20 protein-coding genes are annotated in these 20,466 nt (G+C 65.0%); 10 read left to right on the forward strand and 10 right to left on the reverse strand.

Going from position 1 to position 20,466, the window contains the following annotated elements:
* Nucleotides 1-4 precede the first annotated feature (4 nt).
* Both tuf and ACP16H_RS19370 read right to left on the reverse strand, forming a co-directional pair.
* The gene (tuf, locus tag ACP16H_RS19365; RefSeq protein ID WP_425073719.1) at nt 5-1,180 is read right to left on the reverse strand and encodes an elongation factor Tu; all 1,176 of its coding nucleotides are present in this window, start codon (nt 1,178-1,180) and stop codon (nt 5-7) included.
* Between the two features lie 98 nt (nt 1,181-1,278).
* Nucleotides 1,279-1,857 carry a hypothetical protein gene (locus tag ACP16H_RS19370; protein ID WP_425073890.1) on the reverse strand — a complete coding sequence of 193 codons (579 nt, stop codon included), beginning with the start codon at nt 1,855-1,857 and terminating at the stop codon, nt 1,279-1,281.
* Nucleotides 1,858-1,980: 123 nt separating this feature from the next.
* Here ACP16H_RS19370 and ACP16H_RS19375 point away from each other — a divergent pair, with 123 nt between their 5' ends.
* Nucleotides 1,981-3,336, forward strand: a complete 1,356-nt coding sequence (locus tag ACP16H_RS19375; RefSeq protein ID WP_425073891.1) for a cytochrome P450 — start codon at nt 1,981-1,983, stop codon at nt 3,334-3,336.
* Nucleotides 3,337-3,579: 243 nt separating this feature from the next.
* Here the strand turns inward: ACP16H_RS19375 and ACP16H_RS19380 are convergent, their stop codons facing one another.
* The 4 genes from ACP16H_RS19380 to ACP16H_RS19395 form a co-directional block, all read right to left on the reverse strand.
* A complete protein-coding gene (locus ACP16H_RS19380) occupies nt 3,580-4,152 on the reverse strand; it encodes a cob(I)yrinic acid a,c-diamide adenosyltransferase (protein ID WP_425073892.1) in 573 nt (190 codons plus the stop codon).
* An 18-nt stretch (nt 4,153-4,170) separates the two neighbouring features.
* Nucleotides 4,171-4,374 carry a twin transmembrane helix small protein gene (locus tag ACP16H_RS19385; protein WP_425073893.1) on the reverse strand — a complete coding sequence of 68 codons (204 nt, stop codon included), beginning with the start codon at nt 4,372-4,374 and terminating at the stop codon, nt 4,171-4,173.
* Between the two features lie 99 nt (nt 4,375-4,473).
* Nucleotides 4,474-5,304, reverse strand: coding sequence for an SDR family NAD(P)-dependent oxidoreductase (locus ACP16H_RS19390; protein WP_425073894.1), 831 nt, complete (start codon nt 5,302-5,304; stop codon nt 4,474-4,476).
* Between the two features lie 37 nt (nt 5,305-5,341).
* Entirely contained in the window at nt 5,342-5,920 is a 579-nt protein-coding gene (locus ACP16H_RS19395; protein WP_425073895.1) for an SH3 domain-containing protein, read from the reverse strand.
* Nucleotides 5,921-6,094: 174 nt separating this feature from the next.
* Between ACP16H_RS19395 and ACP16H_RS19400 the strand changes: the two genes are divergently transcribed.
* From ACP16H_RS19400 to ACP16H_RS19435, 8 genes are all read left to right on the forward strand, one after another.
* Entirely contained in the window at nt 6,095-8,524 is a 2,430-nt protein-coding gene (locus tag ACP16H_RS19400) for a DNA topoisomerase IV subunit A (protein WP_425073896.1), read from the forward strand.
* Nucleotides 8,525-8,623: 99 nt separating this feature from the next.
* Nucleotides 8,624-9,844, forward strand: a complete 1,221-nt coding sequence (locus ACP16H_RS19405) for a DUF898 family protein (protein WP_425073897.1) — start codon at nt 8,624-8,626, stop codon at nt 9,842-9,844.
* Nucleotides 9,841-10,932, forward strand: a complete 1,092-nt coding sequence (locus tag ACP16H_RS19410; protein WP_425073898.1) for a M48 family metallopeptidase — start codon at nt 9,841-9,843, stop codon at nt 10,930-10,932. The genes ACP16H_RS19405 and ACP16H_RS19410 overlap by 4 nt, the downstream gene beginning before the upstream one ends.
* A 107-nt stretch (nt 10,933-11,039) precedes the next feature.
* Nucleotides 11,040-12,281: a YjgN family protein gene (locus tag ACP16H_RS19415; protein ID WP_425073899.1), complete on the forward strand. Its 1,242-nt coding sequence runs from the start codon at nt 11,040-11,042 to the stop codon at nt 12,279-12,281.
* 4 nt (nt 12,282-12,285) lie between these two features.
* Nucleotides 12,286-13,413 (forward strand): M48 family metallopeptidase, encoded by a 1,128-nt coding sequence (locus ACP16H_RS19420; protein WP_425073900.1) that lies wholly within the window; start codon nt 12,286-12,288, stop codon nt 13,411-13,413.
* On the forward strand, nt 13,377-14,105 hold the full coding sequence (locus ACP16H_RS19425) for a hypothetical protein (RefSeq protein ID WP_425073901.1): 729 nt from the start codon (nt 13,377-13,379) through the stop codon (nt 14,103-14,105). The genes ACP16H_RS19420 and ACP16H_RS19425 overlap by 37 nt, the downstream gene beginning before the upstream one ends.
* 210 nt (nt 14,106-14,315) lie before the next feature.
* Nucleotides 14,316-15,074 carry an electron transfer flavoprotein subunit beta/FixA family protein gene (locus tag ACP16H_RS19430; protein WP_425073902.1) on the forward strand — a complete coding sequence of 253 codons (759 nt, stop codon included), beginning with the start codon at nt 14,316-14,318 and terminating at the stop codon, nt 15,072-15,074.
* Entirely contained in the window at nt 15,074-16,000 is a 927-nt protein-coding gene (locus ACP16H_RS19435; protein WP_425073903.1) for an electron transfer flavoprotein subunit alpha/FixB family protein, read from the forward strand. Before ACP16H_RS19430 ends, ACP16H_RS19435 begins: the two co-directional genes overlap by 1 nt.
* Nucleotides 16,001-16,069: 69 nt before the next feature.
* Here the strand turns inward: ACP16H_RS19435 and ACP16H_RS19440 are convergent, their stop codons facing one another.
* Both ACP16H_RS19440 and ACP16H_RS19445 read right to left on the reverse strand, forming a co-directional pair.
* Complete coding sequence (locus ACP16H_RS19440; RefSeq protein ID WP_425073904.1) at nt 16,070-17,176, reverse strand: serine hydrolase domain-containing protein; 1,107 nt, start codon at nt 17,174-17,176, stop codon at nt 16,070-16,072.
* 39 nt (nt 17,177-17,215) lie between these two features.
* Entirely contained in the window at nt 17,216-18,052 is an 837-nt protein-coding gene (locus ACP16H_RS19445; protein ID WP_425073905.1) for a DUF6473 family protein, read from the reverse strand.
* Between the two features lie 167 nt (nt 18,053-18,219).
* Here ACP16H_RS19445 and ACP16H_RS19450 point away from each other — a divergent pair, with 167 nt between their 5' ends.
* Nucleotides 18,220-19,095 (forward strand): 3-hydroxybutyryl-CoA dehydrogenase, encoded by an 876-nt coding sequence (locus tag ACP16H_RS19450; protein WP_425073906.1) that lies wholly within the window; start codon nt 18,220-18,222, stop codon nt 19,093-19,095.
* 153 nt (nt 19,096-19,248) lie between these two features.
* On the opposite strand, the gene ACP16H_RS19455 is transcribed toward ACP16H_RS19450, so the two are convergent.
* A complete protein-coding gene (locus tag ACP16H_RS19455) occupies nt 19,249-20,127 on the reverse strand; it encodes a lysophospholipid acyltransferase family protein (protein WP_425073907.1) in 879 nt (292 codons plus the stop codon).
* Between the two features lie 34 nt (nt 20,128-20,161).
* The gene (locus tag ACP16H_RS19460; protein WP_425073908.1) at nt 20,162-20,440 is read right to left on the reverse strand and encodes an HPr family phosphocarrier protein; all 279 of its coding nucleotides are present in this window, start codon (nt 20,438-20,440) and stop codon (nt 20,162-20,164) included.
* Nucleotides 20,441-20,466: the final 26 nt, after the last annotated feature.

Below are 20,466 nucleotides of genomic sequence, written 5' to 3' on the forward strand. Positions count from 1 at the left end.
CGGCTTACGCCAGGATCTTGGACACGACGCCCGAGCCGACGGTGCGGCCGCCTTCGCGGATTGCGAAGCGCAGGCCGTCTTCCATGGCGATCGGTGCGATCAGTTCAACGTTGAACTTCAGGTTGTCGCCCGGCATCACCATCTCGGTGCCCTCGGGCAGCTCAACCGTGCCGGTCACGTCGGTCGTGCGGAAGTAGAACTGCGGACGGTAGTTCTTGAAGAACGGCGTGTGACGGCCGCCTTCTTCCTTGGTCAGGATGTAGACCTCGCACTCGAACTTGGTGTGCGGCTTCACCGAACCCGGCTTGCACAGCACCTGGCCACGCTCGACCGCGTCACGGTCGATACCACGCAGCAGCGCGCCGATGTTGTCGCCGGCTTCCCCGCGGTCCAGCAGCTTGCGGAACATTTCCACGCCGGTGCAGGTCGTCTTGGTGGTGTCCTTGATGCCGACGATTTCCAGTTCGTCACCAACGTTCACCACGCCACGCTCGACACGCCCCGTAACAACCGTACCACGACCCGAGATCGAGAACACGTCTTCGATCGGCATCAGGAACGGCTGGTCGGTGGCGCGCGGCGGCTGCGGAATGTACTCGTCCACGGCGGCCATCAGTTCGCGGATCTTGTTCTCGCCGATTTCCGGGTCGCGGCCTTCCATTGCGGCCAGAGCCGAGCCTGCGATGATCGGAATGTCGTCGCCCGGGAAGTCGTAGGTCGACAGCAGTTCGCGGATTTCCATCTCGACGAGCTCGAGGAGCTCTTCGTCGTCGACCTGGTCAACCTTGTTCATGAACACGACCATGGCGGGGATACCCACCTGGCGGCCCAGCAGGATGTGCTCGCGCGTCTGCGGCATCGGGCCGTCAGCGGCGTTCACCACCAGGATCGCGCCGTCCATCTGCGCCGCACCGGTGATCATGTTCTTCACGTAGTCGGCGTGGCCGGGGCAGTCGACGTGCGCGTAGTGGCGCGCTTCGGTCTCGTATTCCACGTGCGCGGTCGAGATCGTGATACCACGGGCCTTCTCTTCCGGCGCGCCGTCGATCTGGTCGTAGGCCTTGAATTCGCCGAAGTACTTGGTGATTGCAGCCGTCAGCGTCGTCTTGCCGTGGTCAACGTGACCGATCGTGCCGATGTTGCAGTGCGGCTTGCTGCGTTCAAACTTACCTTTTGCCATCTTCTCAGACGCCTCGCGGTTTGGGGGCCACACTGGCGGGCCCGGGTTTCCATCGCGCGCCGTTTATTGAGTCGGGCAGGGAAAATCAAGCGCTTCGATCAGCCACCCGCTGCGGGTGTCGGTGTTGCCACAACAACGGCATCCGCCGGAATGGTTTCGCCGACCGGCGCGCGGAACCAGTCGTCCTCGGCCATGCGTTCACGCAACCAGTCCTCGATCTGCAACGCGGCCTGGTCGGCAAGCTTCTGCATCTGCTCCTCGCGGGTCAGCTGCAAACGCGATTCGAAGACCTGGATCACGTGGATCAGCTCGGTCTCCTCGTTCATCTTCTTCTTACCCGCGTCGTCCCAGACCGTCAGACGCAGCGCCAGCGCCGACTTGCCGGGCACGATGGGCGGCGGCAGGCTGAACGCCTCGACCGAGATGCCAAAGTGGTAATACTTGCCGCCCGAGAACCGTCGGAACCGCTTCTCGATGGCGGCATCCACCGTCTCGATCCATTCTTCCGAGGTCGCATCCCGCGACACCAGCAGTTTCTGGGCATTGGGGGCCACCACGATGGAATGCCCCAGCGTGAAATTGCCCAGCGGTTCCACCGGGCGCGACAGGTCCTGCGTCGCGTCCGTACAGGCCGCAAGCCCCAGCAATACCGTCAGAATGGCAAGAACACGGATCATGAACATCCCCTCATGGCTGCTTCGTCCCCTAGCGCAGCGGTGACGCCCGTGCAATCGCACCCCCCTTTGTCAATGGCGCATTCCCGCCTATGTTTGCAGGGATACAACAGGCCGAGGCCCGCCATGACCGAGATGAAGCCCGAACGCCGTCCCGTAAAGGTCCCGCTGGTGACGCAACCCATGGGCCTGTGGGCCTCGTTGCAGGCCACCCGCCGCAACGTCCTGTCCATCATCCCCGAACTGGCCGCCCGTCAGCCCATGGTCTCCGGCAAGACCGGCAAACGCTGGCACATGGTAATGGACCCCGGCGCCATCCGCCGGATGCTGCTCGAGAACCTCGACAATTACCCGAAATCGCTGGTCACCAAGAACCTGCTGAAACCCGCCATCGGTGACAGCATGTTCATCGCCGAGGGCGCGCACTGGCGCTGGCAGCGCCGCACCGCCGCCCCGGTCTTCTCTCACCGAAACGTGATGAACCTCGCCCCGGTCATGAGCGCCGCCGCCGCGCGCTCGGTGGGGCGCATCCGCGCCGCCGGACCGCGCGCCATCGACTTTTTGGACGAGATGGTCTCGACCACCTTCGACGTCATCTCCGACGTGACCTTTTCCGGCGACAGCACCTTTGACCGCGACGGCGTGCACAAGGCCATCGACGCCTATATCTCCGAGGCGGGCAAGGTCTCGCTCTTCGACATCCTCGGGATGCCCGACTGGGTGCCGCGCCCGGGCCGCGCCTTTCACGCCGGGGGCGTCGCCCAGATGAAGGACATGGCCGACCGCGCCATCGCCGCCCGCGCAGGTCGCACGTCCGAGGGCATTCCCGACCTCATGGACCTGCTCCAGGCGGGCGAGGACCCGGAGACCGGCCGCACCATGACGCCCGCCGAACTGCGCGACAACCTTCTGACCTTCATCGTCGCGGGGCATGAAACCACCGCCCTCACCCTGTCGTGGTCGCTCTACCTGCTCGCCTTCGACCAGCACGCGCAGGACCGCGCCCGCGCCGAGGCGCAATCCACCCTGTCAGGCGACACCGCCACCGGAGAAGACGTCGCCCGCCTGCCGTTCATCCGCCGCGTCATCGACGAGGCGCTGCGCCTCTACCCGCCCGCCGGGATGGTCTCGCGCACCGCCATGGCACCGGACACGCTGTGCGGCCGCGAAATCCGCAAGGCCGACACCTGCATCATCCCGATCTACGCGTTGCACCGGCACCACCTGCTCTATGACGACCCCGACGCCTTCCGCCCCGACCGCTGGGAGGCCAAGCCCGACCGTTACGCCTACCTGCCCTTCGGCGACGGTCCGCGGATCTGCATCGGTGCCAGCTTCGCGCTCCAGGAGGCCGTCATCATCCTCGCGACCCTGCTCGCCAACTTCCGCTTCACCCCGGTCAAAGGGCGCGATCCGGAGCCGGTGATGATCCTCACCCTCCGCCCCGAAGGCGGCGTCTGGCTCGAAGCCGAACCGCTCTGAGGGACGCACCACGCCCCTGCTTCTTCTTGGTAAAAATACTCACCTGCAACGCCGCCAAAGGCACACCGCAAGCGATCGACCGTAGGGTGGGTTTCCAACCCACCACCCCTCGACGATTGGCCCTTCCGGTCGCCGAAAGGTCCACCGGAGCTATCCCCGCTTGTCAGCGGTTCGCGCCCGCCCTCCGGGCCGGGGCTCCGCCCTTCCGGTCGCCGAAAGGTCCACAGGACCTATCCCCGCTTGTCAGCGGTTCGCGCCCGGAACCCACAACACATCGGCCCGACCGTCGTCATTGGCGATCCGCGAGGCGACAAAGAACCAGTCCGACAAACGGTTGAGGTACTTCACCGCCGCCTCGTTCACCGCCTCGTCGGCCGCCAATTCAACCGCCAGCCGCTCGGCCCGCCGGGCTACGGTGCGGCAGACATGCAGATGCGCCGACAGCTTCGACCCACCGGGCAGCACAAACGACCGCAACGGTTCCAGCCGCGCGTTCATCGCGTCGATCTCGGCCTCCAGCCGCACGACCTGCGACTCGACCATGCGCAGCGGCGGGTATTCCGCCGTAGCGTCCTTCTCCATATCCGGGCGGCACAGATCGGCGCCGAGGTCGAACAGGTCGTTCTGGATACGCGACAGCGCCACGTCCATCTCGCCCTCCGCCTCCAGCCGCGCGACGCCGACGAAACAGTTCAGCTCATCCGAGGTGCCATAGGCCTCGACGCGCGGATCGTACTTCTTCACCCGCGTGCCATTGCCCAGCGCCGTCTCGCCCTTGTCGCCGGTCCGCGTGTAGATCTTGCTTAGAACGACCATGGTCCCCCCAATATCTTGTCAGCCCTTGCTGCGCAGGTAGGTGAACAGCAGAATCAGCACGACCGCAACGAATTGCGCGCCGATGCGCCACTGCATCGCCTTGTTCGACCACTTGCGGCTGAACGCGCCACCCCGGGCAAAGCTGCTGATGCCAAACAGCAAAACGCCCACCACGCCAAGCATCACCAGCGCGATCAGGATGAATAGAGGATCGTTTGCCATGTCGTCTCCCTCGCATCGTCACCGCGTCAGCGCGGGACGGTCTCGCCTTTCACATAGCCTTGCCCGGCACAAAAGCGAACCCCGCCGCCCTGCGGCACGTCAGCCTTTGGCGATCAGCCAGTCCAGCCGCCGGGTCGTCAGGATGCGCCGGGCAAAGCCCATCAGCCATGTCGCCTTGGTGATGTAATAGCGCGGCTTCGGGCGCGGGCTCTCGATAGCATGGATCAGCTTTTCCGTCACCGCCGAGGGCGGCAGTTCGAACAGGTCCTTGCCCTCGCGCTCCTGGTAAAGCCGCTTCAACAGCGACGCGCGGTACTGTTCGGCGCGCGGCGAGGCCTCCCAATTCACCCATTTCTCGAAATGCGGGATGGAGTTGACGCGGATTTTCGACGTCACCGGCCCGGTGTTCAGCGCACAGACGTGAATACCCGTATCGCGCATCTCGATCCGCAGCGTGTCCGTCAGCCCTTCGATGGCAAACTTGGTCGAGGTATAGGCCGCACGCCACGGCATCACCACCAGCCCCAACACGCTGGAATGGTTCACGATCCGCCCGTGACCCTGCGCCCGCATCACCGGGATCACCGCCCGCGTCAACTCGTGCCAGCCAAAGACATTCGCCTCGAAGATCTCGCGCAGGGCCTGCGTCGGCAGGTCCTCCAGCGCGCCCGGCGTGCCATGCGCGCCGTTGTTGAACAGCGCGTCCAGCGTGCCGCCGGTCGCGGCCAGCACCTCGGCCAGCCCCGCGTGGATCGTCGCCGCATCGGTATAGTCGATGCGCGGGCTTTCGAACCCCTCGGCGCGGAAGCGTTCGCAGTCGGCCTCCTGGCGGCAGGACGCAAAAACACGCCACCCGCGGGCCTTCAACCCGTGAGCGGCGTCATATCCGATGCCCGAAGAGCATCCCGTGATCAGAATGGAGCGTGTCATGCCGCCCAGAAACCCGGCGGCACGACCAAGGTCAAGCTCAGTTCGCAGCAGTCAGGAAGCTGTCCGCCATCCAGCCGATGTCGTTGCCGTCCAAGGCGCGAAGCTTCACCCAGCCATCGCCCGCGTCGTCGAGGATTTCCACCTCTTCGCCGCGCAGCAGTTGGGTCAGTACGTCAAAGCTTGTCGAGGGACCACCGCGCAGGTTCACGCGCGACGCCGTCACGGTGCGGTAATCCACCAGCGCCGCCTCGGCCACGGCCTGCTCGATGGTGGCCGAGCCATCCTCGTCGGCCGGCATGGCATCGCTGAACACCGCCGGAGTCGCCACGATCTGCTGCTTGCCGCTGTCCACGGTCAGGATCGGGGCCACGGCCACCGGGGCGGCAGCGGCACGCACCACCGCGGGCCGGGCAACGGCAGGCTGGATGATCGCGTTCAGGTCGGCGGCGGGCGTGTCCCGTGCAACGACCTCTGTCGGTTCATCGACGGCCACAGGCTGATGCGCAGCGGCCAGCAACTGAACCCCATGCTCACCGGGCACAAAATTCGACCCACCCGACAATTCGTACCAAGCCCAACCGAGCACACCAAATGTGATAAGGAAAATGCGCAGCATCCCCAAGAACCCCCACTATCCGATAAGGAGCCACCGCAGCAGCAGCCCCGTCGCCCGCAGCTTGGCGACATTTCCAAGAATACCCGATTCCCCGACCTCACCGAAGGGAAAATGCGGGAAAGATTCCCACAACGTCGCTTGCTGCGCCCGAAAGGCAACGGTATCACGACCGGCATGAGCGACGATGATCTCGACCCCGAAAACAACGCCCGCAACCTTGCGGAGCCACTCCGCCGAGCGATCGGGGAGCGTTACCTGACCTATGCTCTGTCGACCATCATGCACCGGGCGCTGCCCGACGCGCGTGACGGGCTGAAGCCAGTGCATCGTCGTATCCTATATGCAATGCGCAGGCTGCGACTTAGTTCCACCGGGGGCTTCCTGAAATCTGCAAAGATTTCAGGGGATACCATGGGCGACTTCCACCCGCATGGCGACGCGGCGATCTACGACGCCATGGCCCGCCTCGCGCAGGACTTCACCATCCGCTACCCGCTGGTGGACGGTCAGGGCAACTTCGGCAACATCGACGGCGACAACCCGGCGGCCTCGCGCTACACCGAGGCGCGCATGACCGTCATGTCCGAGGCGCTGCTGAACGGCCTCGACGAAAACGCCGTCGACTTCCGTCCGAACTATGACGGGCGCCTCGAAGAACCCTCCGTCCTGCCCGCCTCCTACCCGAATCTGCTGGCCAATGGCTCGTCCGGCATCGCGGTCGGCATGGCCACCAACATCCCGCCGCACAACATCGGTGAGCTTATCAACGCCTGCCTGCATCTCATCAAATCGCCCAACGCCGTGGACGACACGCTGCTTCAATACGTGCCCGGCCCCGATTTCCCCACCGGCGGCGTCATCGTCGAACCGGCCGAGAACATCGCGCAGGCCTATTCCACCGGACGCGGTTCCATCCGCCTCCGTGCCCGCTGGCATGTCGAGGATCTGGGCCGCGGCATGTGGCAGGCCGTCGTCACGGAAATCCCCTACCAGGTCCAGAAATCCAAGCTGGTGGAGCGCATCGCCGAGGTCATCCAGACCAAAAAGGTGCCGATCCTCGCCGATGTCCGCGATGAAAGCGCCGAGGACATCCGCATGGTCCTCGAACCAAAGACGAAAAACGTCGACCCCGACGTCCTGATGACCGCGCTGTTCCGTAACACGGACCTCGAAACGCGGTTCTCGCTGAACATGAACGTGCTGATCGACGGCGTGACACCCAAGGTGTGTTCGCTCAAGGAATGCCTGCGCGCCTTCCTCGACTTCCGCCGCGACGTGCTGATCCGCCGCTCGCGTCACCGCATGGCCAAGATCGACAACCGACTCGAAGTGCTCGAAGGCCTGATTATCGCCTTCCTCAACCTCGACCGCGTGATCGACATCATCCGCTACGACGACGACCCCAAGGCCGCGCTGATGTACGAGGACTGGTCGAAGCCGCATCAGGCCACCATCCCGCGCGCCATGGACGAACGCGACTACCGCTCGCCGCTGGCCGGGGTGGACGTCAAGGGCCTGACCCTGCTCGAAGATCCCGACGCCATCGAACGCGGTGTTCTGGCCGACGACGGCACCTCCTCCGCCGTGCCGAAACGCTTTGTCGGGCGGTCCGAGGGCCTCAGCGACGTGCAGGCCGAGGCCATCCTCAACATGCGCCTGCGCAGCTTGCGCCGCCTTGAAGAACTCGAACTCGTCAACGAACGCGACGCCCTCATGGCGGAACGCGCGGGGCTGGAGGACCTGCTCGCTTCCGAGGACCTGCAATGGTCCCGCGTCAAGGACGAGCTGAACGAGGTCAAGAAGCAGTTCACCAAGGGCTACACCCGCGGCCAGCGCCTGACCACCTTCGCCGAGGCGACGGAGGCCGAGGATGTCCCGCTCGAGGCGATGATCGAACGCGAACCGGTCACCGTGGTCTGCTCCAAAATGGGCTGGATTCGGGCCATGACCGGCCACATCGACCTCACCCGCGAGCTGAAGTTCAAGGACGGCGACGGACCGCGCTTCACCTTCCACGCCGAAACCACGGATAAACTGCTGGTCTACGGATCGAACGGGCGGTTCTACACGCTCATGGCGGCCAACCTGCCCGGTGGCCGTGGCATGGGTGAACCGCTGCGCCTGATGATCGACCTGCCCAACGATGTCGAGATCATCGACATCCTCGTGCATCGCCCCGGCGAGCGCCTGCTGGTGGCCTCCACCGCGGGCGACGGTTTCCTCGTCCCCGAGGACGAGGTGATCGCCCAGACCCGTGCCGGCAAGCAGGTGCTCAACGTCAAGGAGCCCGTCCGCGCCCTGCTGGCGAAACCCGTCACCGGCAACGCCGTCGCCGTGGTGGGCGAGAACCGCAAGGTTCTGGTCTTCATGCTCGACGAACTGCCCGAAATGGGCCGGGGCAAGGGCGTCCGCCTCCAGAAATACAAGGACGGCGGCCTGTCGGACGCGCGCACCTTCACGCTGGAAACCGGCCTTTCGTGGTCCGACCCGGCGGGCCGCACCCGCACCGTCGATCAGGCCGAGCTGGAGGAATGGATCGGCAAGCGCGCCGGGTCCGGTCGCATGGCCCCGCGCGGCTTCCCCCGCGACAACAAGTTCAACTGACACCAAGGCGCGCCCACCCGGCGCGCCTTTCGCATTCCTTGCCACAGGCAGCGCATTTCGGCACTCTGCGCCACGACACCTGATTTCGGACCACGCATTTTGACCACCACCGGCGACATCGCCTCCGATGAAGGAGAGCACCGCGTCTGGGCCACCCGCTTCATCGGCAAGCGCTGGCCCATGTTCAAACTCGTGTTCAAGACCGGCCTGCTGACCGTCCTCACCCTCGGCCTCTACCGTTTCTGGCAAAAGACCCGCGTGCGCCGCTGGCTGTGGTCCGCCATCCGTCCGGGGAATTACCCACTGGAATACGTGGGCGATCCTTACGAGAAGCTGCTGGGCTTCCTCATCGCCGTGGTCATCCTCGCGTTTTACATCGGGATCGTGAACCTGCTCCTGATGTTCGCCAGCTTCTCCCTGTTTCAGGGCAATTACGCCGCCTACACCCTGTCCCTGATCGGTGTCTTTCCGATCTGGTTCTACGCCCGCTACCGTGCCCGCCGCTACATCCTCGCGCGCACCCGCTGGCTGGGCCTGCGCTTCGGCCTCGAACCGGGGGCATGGGGCTACGCGCTCCGCGCGCTCTGGCACGGGTTTCTCGCGCTCATCACCGCCGGGCTGCTCTGGCCGCGCATGACCTTCAAGCTGGAAGAATACCGCACCAACCGCACCTTCTACGGCGAGACGCGGATGCATCAGGATGGCCGCTGGACCATGCTGTTCGGCGCGCTGAAGTGGTATTTCATCAACCTCGGCATCGGCTTTGTCGGCCTGTTCGTGATCGGCGCGAACGAGGCGCTGGCCATCCCGCTCCTGATCCTCGGCGCGCTCTTGTGGCTCTACGCCGCCGTCTACTACCGAGTCGAAAGCCTGAAGCGCCTGACGAATAACAAACACGCAGGCCCCCTGCGCCTGCGCCTCGACGCCTCGCCGCTGCGGGTGTTCTGGATACAGACCTCGGGCTACACCGCGTCGCTGCTGGTCTCGGCCCTGCCGACCCTGCTGCTGATCGGCATCTTTGCCCAGCTGCAATCGCTGGAAACGCTGGTCGATCTGGGGATGGAGGACGTGCCCGCCCTGTTCGAAGGACTCGACCGCTGGGCGCTGATCGCCCTGTCGGTCATGACCTACTTCGCCATCTTCCTCACCTGGACCGCCTGCACGCAGGCCTGGGTCGTCCTGCCCACGGTGCGCCATTACAGCAGCGGCCTCAGCGTCATCGGAACCGAGCATATCGCCACCTTCCGCCAGCGTCCCCGTGACGAACACACCGAGGCCGAAGGCTTTGCCGAGGCACTCGACGTGGGGGCCTCGCTATGACCTTCTCGACCGAAGCGATCCACTTCGACGGCGAGATCGGCCAGCCCATGCGCCTGACCGTCACCGTCGATACCGCGAAACAGGCGTTGACCGGCCCAGGCATCTACTGGCCGCTGACCACCATCCGCGAACAGCCCGACACGGCGGGCGGCGACCTGATCGTCCTGTCGCGCGCGGACAACGCCGTGGAACGTCTGATCCTGCGCGACCCCGCGATCCGGGACCACCTGCCCTACCACCGCCGCCCCGCCCCGGTGGCAGACCGTCCCTTGCTGATGAAATGGGCCGCCGCTGCGGTGGGCTCCGTGGCGCTGATCCTCTTTGTCCTCGTGCCGCTCATGGCCGACCAGCTGGCCAACTACATCCCGCCCGAAGGCGAGCGCGCCCTGGGGCAGGTCACGCTCAACGAAATCCGCGCCGCGATGGACGAAACCGGCGTCGAGCCGATCCGCTTCTGCACCGAACCAAACGGCCTCGCCGCCCTGCGCCAGATCGAGGCCCGACTCGCCGAAGAGGCCCGCCTCCCGGTCGAGATCACCGTCCACGTGCTCGACCACGACATGGTGAACGCCTTCGCCCTGCCCGGCGGGCATATCGTGTTCTTCCGGGGCCTCATCGACCAGGCCGACGCACCCGACGAACTCGCCGCCGTCTTTGCGCATGAAATGGGCCATGTCGCCAGCCGCGATCCGACCCGCCATGCGCTGCGCAGCGCGGGCAGCATCGGCGTGCTGGGCCTGATGTTCGGCGACTTCGCGGGCGGCGCCGTGGTGCTGTTCCTCGCCGAACGCCTGATCGACGCGCAATACAGCCAAGGGGCCGAGGCCGCCGCCGATGTCTTTGCCCATGACGTCATGCTGCGCGCCGGGCTGTCGCCGGGGGCGCTTGCGTCGATGTTCGAACGCTTTCAGGCGCTTGGCGGCGACGCCGAGGGCTTTGTCCAGCACTTCCTCAGCCATCCCGCCATGGGCGACCGCATCGAAAACGCCCGCCGCGCCGTGCCCGCCGGATTCCTGCCGGAACCGTTGCTGGAGGATCACCAGTGGCAATCGCTGAAGACCGTGTGCAGCTGGACCACCGGTGATTAGCGCCGGCACGCCGGCCACGAAAGGACGGTATTTCCGTACTTTAACGCCACGCCATGCCACTCTAAGGTGAATGCAAGACGCAAGAACGTTTAAGAGGTTTTTAAGGCATGTATTCAGATCACGGCGAGGTTCAGCCTCAGATGGGCATCAGCTACACCGGTGACAAAGGTCCCATGTTCAGCCTCATGCTGAAAACCGGCCTTCTGACGCTGGTGACCTTCGGCATCTACCGCTTCTGGCAGAAGACCCGCGTGCGGAAATACATCTGGTCCTCGGTCAACGCCGGCGGAGACACCTTCGAATACACCGGCACGGGGATGGAGAAGTTCCTCGGCTTCCTCGTCGCCATCGTGTTCCTCGCCGTCTACCTCGGCATCATCCAGATGGTGCTGTTCTACCTCGGCCTGAACGTGTTCGTGGACCCGGACACCGCCTCGCAAGAGCAGATCATCGCGCAGGTGGCGGCCATCTACATCTCGATCTTCGCCGTCATGCCCTTCATCCTTTTTGCCGTGTACCGCGCCCGCCGGTACAAGATGGCCCGCACGCGCTATCGCGGCATCCGCCTCGGGATGGAGAAAGGCGCCTGGGGCTACGTCCTGCGCGCCATCGGTTACGGCCTGCTGTCCATGGCGACACTGGGTATCCTCGCGCCGCTCATGACCTTCCGGCTGGAAAAATACATGACCGACCGCAGCTACTACGGCACCACCCGGCTGCGTCAGGACGGCAAGTGGACCGACCTCTACAGCGCGATGAAACACGTCTTCATCGCGCTCGGCATCCTGATCCTGTCCGGCATCATGATCGCCGTCGGCGTCAGCCAGGATTCGGCGGGCCTCGGCATCCTCGGCGGGATTTCCATGTTCGTCGGATATGTCTGGTTCTTCATCGGCGCGATCTACTATCAGGTCCGCGCCTTCGGCTACCTCATGAGCCACAAGGTGCTGGGCGATGACGTCCGCTTCACCTCCGGCCCGCGCACCGGCACCGTCATCAAGACCTACATCCTCGGCGGCCTGCTCTGGAGCCTGCTGTCCTCCGTGGTCTTCGGCATCGTCTTTGCGCTGGCCATGCCGCTGATCTTCATGGCCGAGAACACCACCGACCCGAACATGGTCACCGTCGGCCTGCTGGTGGCCCTGATCGCCGTGGGCTACCTCGTCGGCATCGTCGTGATGCAGGCGCTGTCGATGATCCTCATCACCCAGCCGATCCTTGCCCACTACATCCAGACGATCACCATCGTGAACCCCGAGGGTCTCGACCGCGTCCACCAGCGCGAGGCACTCACCGGTATCGACGCCGACGGCTTTGCCGATGCGCTCGACATCGGCGGGGCGATCTGAGGCGATGCAAGGCACCCCAGCCCAGTTCTTCGACGGTCTCACGTCGAAGAAACACACCGTCACCGTCGCCCTCTCGGACGACCGGCAGGCGCTGATGATCGCGGGCGACACCCTGCCCGGGCCGCTGCGCTGGCAGTTGGGCGACCTGCGCGCCCTGTCCGACACCGCCGACACCGAACGGCTGACCGTCACCCGCCACGCGGCCAGCGACGACGAGGCCCCGCGCGACGTGGCGCGGCTGGTGATCCTCGACCCCGATCTCATCGCGTGGATGCACAAGACCCGCCCGAACCTCTGGAAGGCGGAAACCCACCCCGGCCACGTGCGCAAACTCTTCCTCTACGCCGGGGGCGCGGTGGTGGCGACCATGCTGATGCTGTTTGTCATCCTGCCCGCCATGGCCAACACCCTCGCCACCCTCATCCCCATCGAGCGCGAGATCGCCTTTGGCAAGACCGTGGTGAACCAGATGGAACGCCAGTTGCGCTGGATGGACGAGGACCGCGACCTCGGCTGTACCAACCCGGCGGGCCGGCAGGCGCTGAACAAGATGCTCACCCGCCTGACCGCGGCGCAGGAGATGCAATACGACATCTCGCTCAAGGTGCTCGATCACAGCATGGTCAACGCCTTCGCCGCGCCGGGCGGACAGGTCATCATCCTGCGCGGCCTTCTGGACAAGGCCGAAAGCCCCGAAGAGGTGGCCGGTGTCCTCGCCCATGAACTGGGCCACGTCGAAAGCCGCGATTCCACCCGTCTGGCCCTGCGCGCCGCCGGGTCCGCGGGGCTGCTGACCATGATCCTTGGCGATTTCACCGGCGGCACGGCCATCGCCCTGATCGGCGAGAACCTGATCTCCGCCTCCTACTCACGCGACGCCGAAGGCGCGGCCGATCTCTTTGCGCTGGACATGCTCGAAGCCGCACAGGTCGACGCGGCGGGCTTTGCGCAGTTCTTCGAAGTGCTCAAGGACATGGAAGGTATCGAGATCCCAGAATACCTCTCCACGCACCCGGTGACCGGCGCCCGCGCCCGGCAGGCCTTCGACTTTGCTGATGCACAGGGGCCGACCAACCCCATCCTCACGGACGACGAATGGTCAGCGCTGAAGGCGATCTGCAAAGGCGACTGACCGCCGTGACCGAGGAGGCCTGGCGCCTCTTCGACGTGCCGCGCCCTGCGTCGCACGGGGCCTGCACCGCCTGCTGCCTGACCGCCGAACAGGACCGCGCATTCTTTACCCGCGGGGCGCGCGCCCTCGGGCCCGACTGGCTGGACGCATGGCTTTGCGCCGCCTTCGACGCGCCCGCCGCGCCGGACCTCGCCCGCTACCTGCTGCCCGCCATTTTCCAGGCGCTGCAGGACGACACGGACTTTACCTTTGGCACCGACGGTGCGCTCAAGCGGTTCCGCACGGGCGACGGGACCTTCTGGACCGGGGCAGAGCGCGCCCTGATCCTGCGCTGGCGCACCGCCCTGATCGACTCCCTGCGTGTCGACGGCGTGTATGCGCTGGACGAAATCCTCTGCGTGTTCTGTCGCGACGGCCATCCGCCCGGCCCCATGCTGCGCCAGTTGCAGGCCTGGCCGCCCGTCGACCTCGTCGAGCGGCTCTGGCGCGACTGGGACGGCGGACGCTGCCTCCGCCAGTTGGGCCATTGGAGCGACCGCGATGTCCCGGCGGCATGGTCCACCGAGGTGTCGGATTGGTACACCGGCCCATTCGTGCTGCACCGCATCCACGAGGCAATCTGCGACGAAACCGCACGCCCGGACATCTTCGACAAGGCGGACAGCCTGTTGCTCTGCACCGGCAACATCTGACGCGCAGCGTAATTTTCTAAGGTTTGCTGCGCCGCTATTGCAACGATCTTGCGCGACCATTACAAGCCTCGCGATGCAAGCTGGCGGGAAAACGCGACGTAGTTTACCGCCAACGCGACGTTTTTGCCCTGTTTCCTAGGGGAAACGCGCGTTACACCGCTTGCCAGAGGAATCCCGCGGGACAGTCCCGCAGCAACAGGAGAGACACGCATGAAGGTACTCGTACCGGTCAAGCGCGTGATCGACTACAACGTGAAGGTCCGTGTAAAGGCGGATGGTTCCGGGGTCGATCTGGCGAACGTGAAGATGTCGATGAACCCCTTCGACGAAATCGCCGTCGAAGAGGCGATCCGCCTCAAGGAAGCGGGCAAGGCCACCGAGGTCGTCGCCGTCTCCATCGGCGTGAAGCAGGCGCAGGAAACGCTGCGCACCGCGCTGGCGATGGGTGCCGACCGCGCGATCCTCGTCGTCGCTGCCGATGACGTGCACACCGACATCGAGCCGCTCGCCGTGGCCAAGATCCTCAAGGCCGTGATCGACGAAGAGCAGCCCGGCATCGTGCTGGCGGGCAAGCAGGCGATCGACAACGACCTCGGCGCCACTGGCCAGATGCTGGCCGCGCTGACCGGCTGGTCGCAGGCGACCAACGCCAACACCGTGGACGTGGACGGCGACACCGCCACCGTGACCCGCGAAGTGGATGGCGGCCTGCAGACCATCAAGGTCAAGCTGCCGACGATCATCACCACCGACCTTCGCCTGAACGAGCCGCGCTACGCCTCGCTGCCGAACATCATGAAGGCCAAGAAAAAGCCGCTGGACGAAAAGACCGCCGCCGACCTCGGCGTCGACGTTTCTCCGCGCCTCGAAATCGTCAAGACCGCAGAGCCCGAGGCCCGTCAGGCCGGTGAAATGGTCGGTTCGGTCGACGAGCTGGTGGCGAAACTCAAAGAGAAGGGGATCGTGTAATGGCCGTTCTTCTGCTTGCCGAAATCACCGATGGCGCCCTGTCGATGGATTCGACCGCCAAGGCCGTGACCGCCTCCAAGGCGCTGGGTGACGTGACCGTCCTCGCCGTGGGCGCACAGGCCGCTGCCGCAGCCAACGAGGCCGCCACCATCGCGGGCGTGTCCAAGGTGCTGGTCGCCGAGGACGCGCTGTACGGTCACCGCCTGGCCGAGCCGGTCGCCGCGCTGATCGCCTCCATGGCCTCTGGCTATTCTCACATCGTTGCACCCTCCACGACCGACGCCAAGAACATCCTGCCGCGCGTTGCCGCGCTTCTGGACGTGATGGTGATCTCGGACGTGACCGGTGTCGTCGACGCCGAGACCTTTGAACGCCCGATCTACGCGGGCAACGCCATCCAGACCGTAAAGTCCAAGGATGAAACAAAGGTTATCACCTTCCGCACCGCCTCCTTCGACGCGGCCGCCACTGGCGGTTCCGCAGCTGTCGAAACCGTCGGCGCGGGCGAGAACCCGGGCCTGTCCGAGTGGGTCGAGGACAAGGTCGCGGAATCCGACCGCCCCGAACTGACCTCCGCAGGCATCGTCGTCTCCGGTGGCCGCGGCGTCGGCTCCGAGGAAAACTTCGCCATCATCGAAAAGCTCGCCGACAAGCTCGGCGCGGCGGTCGGTGCATCCCGCGCGGCGGTCGATTCGGGCTTTGCCCCGAACGACTGGCAGGTCGGCCAGACCGGCAAGGTCGTGGCGCCGAACCTGTACGTCGCGGTCGGCATCTCCGGCGCGATCCAGCACCTCGCGGGCATGAAGGATTCGAAGGTGATCGTCGCGATCAACAAGGACGAAGAAGCGCCGATCTTCCAGGTCGCCGACTACGGCCTCGTCGCAGACCTCTTCGACGCCATCCCGGAACTCACCGAGAAGCTGTAACGACAGGGTCGGGGCAAGCCCCGACCTACGCATCCCCGAAAGGCCCGCGTCCCACGCGGGCCTTTTGCATTAGTCGCCCAGCACGTCGTACAGCGTCGAATGCAGCAACTGCTCCTGTTCGCCAAAGCGCACCACCAAGGTGCCCCTCTCGGGCAACATGTAGACCCGCTGCCCCTTGTGCCCCGCCATGTAGGCAAAGCGCCCCTGCACCGCCGCACCAGGCCGGTCCAGCACATCGTGCCGGATCTGCCAACCGTAGCGCACCGGCTGCGTCTCTTCGGGCATCAGCCAGTCGCGCCACATGTCCCGGGGCAGGAATGCCCCATCGCCGTTGGTCATCAGGAACCACCCGACCCGCGCCCAATCCTCGGGCCGCGCAAACAGGCAGCACCACGCCGAAACCGCCCCGTCACCGGGAGTCACCCGCCAAAGCGCCTCCGATGCCTGCGCCGGCTGCCAGATCTTTGCGGACAAGACCTCTTCGAGCGGCACCCCATAGGCATGCGCCACAACACGCCCAAGCAGGGCGGTGTTCACACTCTGATAATGAAACGTGCCCCGGAGAGTGGGCTCGACCTTCAGGCGCGGCATCATCGCCTCGACGCCAAAGGCCTGTAGCCGCGCCACCGCGCCAAAGGGTGAAAAATCCGCATCGTCGACAGGTTTCTCAGTGGCATCCTTGGGCGGCTCACCAGACAGGGACAGCCCGCTGGTCATCTCCATGACGTCGCGCAGCGACACATCCGGCGCATCCGCGCCCAGCAGCGAGCGAAGCGGAACATCCAGCCCGGTGATCCGCCCCTCCGCCACGGCCTTGAGAACCAGCGCGCCCACGAGCGACTTCACCAGCGAGTAGGAATTCAACCGCGTGTCACGATCCGCCCCATTGCCATAGTGCTCCATGACGAGAACACCGTCCTGCATCACCAGCAACGCCCGCCCGCCGCTTTGGGCGAAACGCGCAGCAGCGGACGCGGGCAAAGGCCGCAGATCACGGGGCAGAGCGGCAGCCTCCGCCCCCTTCACCACGGCATAGGTCCCCCGGTCCGTCAGGACAGACGCCGGGAACCCCTCCCGCGCTAGGACCAGAACCTGCGGCGCGAAGGCCCACAAGACCAGCAACCCGACCGCCACAAAGGCGCAACCGCCCGCAAGTATCGCCCCGAACATCTTCATGGCACCGGCGTGACACCGGGCGGTCAGAGCGTCAAGCCATCACGCCTGTCGCCCCAGCAAGGGGCGCAGCACGCCCTCCAACGCATCGGCGGCCTCCTTATGCGCCTGAACGCCCTGAAGTTCCGCGGCGGCGCAGCTTTCAAAGTCGGAAAAAACCATGCCCGCCGTGCCTTCCATCCGAGCCATGTCAGAAGCCACAACCTCCACCACCTGAGAGACCCTTGGCCGCAGCGTGTCCACCATGTCCCGGGTCACGAACAGCGGATCGTGGTCCAGTTCCACCGCGTCCTCCTCCGGCACGGGACGGTCCGAGAACCACAGCAGCACGACATGCCCGCGGATCTGGGTCAACACGTTCTTCATCCGCGCGATCCACGCTTGCCGAAGTTCGTCCACAACGGTCGAAAACCGCTCCGGCGAAACCTCCAGAAGCCGCCCGAGCATATGCCGGACAAAATGAAACTCTGTGAAATCGACCTCCGGATACAGTTCTTCCAACCGCTCGGAGGCGCGCAGGAACCGGTCGTTGCGCCGTGGATGCACCGAGTAGTAGCGGTTCGACATGTTCTGCGCGCCCATGACCTGCACCACCTTGGCGCTGGCCTGCATGACCATGTCCATCACCGCCGGATCGTTCAGGTACAGATCGACCCCTGCGTTTACCACGCCGAAATTCACGCATGGCATCCTCAACCGCGATTCCAGCAAGTGTGGAAACGGCTGTTCGATGAATCGCCCATAGGTTTCGGTAGACCCTAGGAACGCGACAAAGTCGGTCTCCAGCGGTTTGCGCGGCCCGCGAAACAACACGCGGGAATTGCCATAACGGCACGGATAGTACTCAAGAGCCCCCAGGCCCCCGCCATGTACGGACATGACACACCCCTTTTCTTCACCCGGGGAGGAGAATCACCCAAACCCTTTGCCATTTGGTGAATGTTAAAATTCCTCAAGAACCCGACAGAATTCTCCAAGGTCCGTCTGCACTTGCGGATGCCTCGGCCCCGGCCCTATGGTTGCCCCGAACAGCCGGGAGACGCGCAATGGAAATCAAGACGGTCGGAGTCGTGGGCGCAGGCCAGATGGGCAACGGGATTGCCCATGTGATGGCCCTTGCAGGCTACGATGTGCGCCTCAACGATGTCCGGCAGGAAGCGCTGGACGACGCCGTCGCGATCATCAAGAAAAATCTCGACCGACAGGTCAGCCGCGACAAGATCAGCGCCGCGGAGCGCGATACGGCGCTCGCCCGGATCACGACAACTCTAGATATTTCCGCCATCGGCGACACCGACCTCGTGGTCGAAGCCGCGACGGAACGGGAAGAGCTCAAGCACAAGATCTTCGAATCGCTTGGCCCGCACCTGCGCCCCAACACGATCCTGACCTCCAACACCTCGTCGATCTCGATCACACGGCTCGCGTCACGGACCGACCGACCGGAACGTTTCATGGGCTTCCACTTCATGAACCCGGTCCCGGTGATGCAACTGGTGGAACTGATCCGTGGCATCGCCACCGACCAACCCACCTACGAGGCCTGCATGGCCGTGGTGAACCGCCTCGGCAAAACCGCCGCCAGCGCCGAGGACTTCCCCGCCTTCATCGTGAACCGCATCCTGATCCCGATGATCAACGAGGCGGTCTACACGCTCTACGAGGGCGTCGGGAACGTCAAATCCATCGACATGGCGATGAAACTGGGCGCCAATCACCCGATGGGCCCGCTGGAACTGGCCGATTTCATCGGTCTGGACACCTGTCTCGCCATCATGAACGTGCTGCACGACGGGTTGGCCGACACGAAATACCGCCCCTGCCCGCTGCTGACGAAATACGTCGAGGCAGGCTGGCTGGGCCGCAAGACCCAGCGCGGCTTCTACGACTACCGGGGCGACGAACCCGTGCCGACGCGCTGAACCTGCACGCCCTGCTTCTTTGGTTTTGAAAATACCTCGGAGGTCCGGAGGCAGAGCCTCCGGCGGCGCGAGGCTTGCCCGAGCGCCGCTTGGGCGAAACCTGTCCGGAAAAACCGTCACAGACATTTCGCAACCGGTCGGACCGAGTAAAGCTCAGGTGCCCTTCAGCGCCAGCGTCCGTTCCCGCAGCCAGGCCACGAACTCCCGCTGACCACCGGGGAAGGCCTTCACCTCCTCCGGCGTGATCGGTGCCCCGACCACCGGCTTCTGTGCGCGACCGCAGGCATGCACGACCTCGTGGATCAGCAGCCCCTGTCGCAACGTCGGAGAGACCCGGTTCGCGATCTGGTAAGCGCGCGAGTTCTGCCCGGGGAAGTAGATCGGCACCACGGTCGCGCCGGACCGCTGCACCATCTTGGCGGTGAACGGGTTCCAGCCCTGCTCGACCGCCGGTCCCCACCAATCCTCCGAAGACGCCACCACACCCGAAGGGAACAACGCGATGACGCCGCCGTCCTTCAGGTGCGCCATGGCCTTGGCCCGCATCTCCAGCGACTGCTCGCGCGCGTCGGGCTCATGCGGGAAGGGCACCGGGATCATGAAGGGATCGATTTCCTTCACCCCGGTCAGCAAGGACCGCGTCAGGATCTTGTAATCGGTTCTGACCCGCCCGATCAGTTCCGCCAGCACCATGCCGTCCACCAGACCATGCGGATGGTTCGCAACCACGATCACCGGCCCGTCTTCAGGGATATGGGCGATCTGCTCGGCCGGGGTCTTCAGCTCGATCCCCATCACGCCCAAAGCCTGCGCCCAGAAGGCCTGTCCTTCGACGTAGCCCAGCGCCTCGAACCGGCGCACCAGCCGGATCAACGGGATCTTGCCGGTCATCCACTCCATTGCGCGGATGACATTGGCCTTCCACGGGTTCTTGAAGGTATTGGCGTAGCTGATCCTGCGCTTGTCATAAGGCTCGCTCTCCGACGTCACGCGCCGAGCGTCCATGCCTGTCGCCTGGGTACTGTCCACCATCCGCCCAAACCGTCCCGTGCTAACGGCCCGGGTCTCAGCGGTCCTCGCCGAAGCGATCCGCCACGAGGGCTTCGATCGCGTCTGCCAGCGCCTCGGCATCCGGGCCCGAGGTTTGAACCTCAATAGTGGTTCCCTTGGCTGCTGCCAACATCAAAAGCCCCATGATGCTGTCCCCGCCCGCCGACATGCCGTCACGTGACACCTCTGCACTGGCGTCGAAACCCTCGACGACCTCCACCAGCTTGGCCGAGGCGCGGGCATGCAGACCCTTCTCGTTGACGATCTTGAGGCTCCGGCGGATGGAGTCGGTCATGGCAGAAATCCCTGTCGCTCGCGTGC

Origin of the sequence: Sagittula sp. S175 (assembly GCF_049800975.1) — a bacterium.
GTDB lineage: Bacteria > Pseudomonadota > Alphaproteobacteria > Rhodobacterales > Rhodobacteraceae > Sagittula.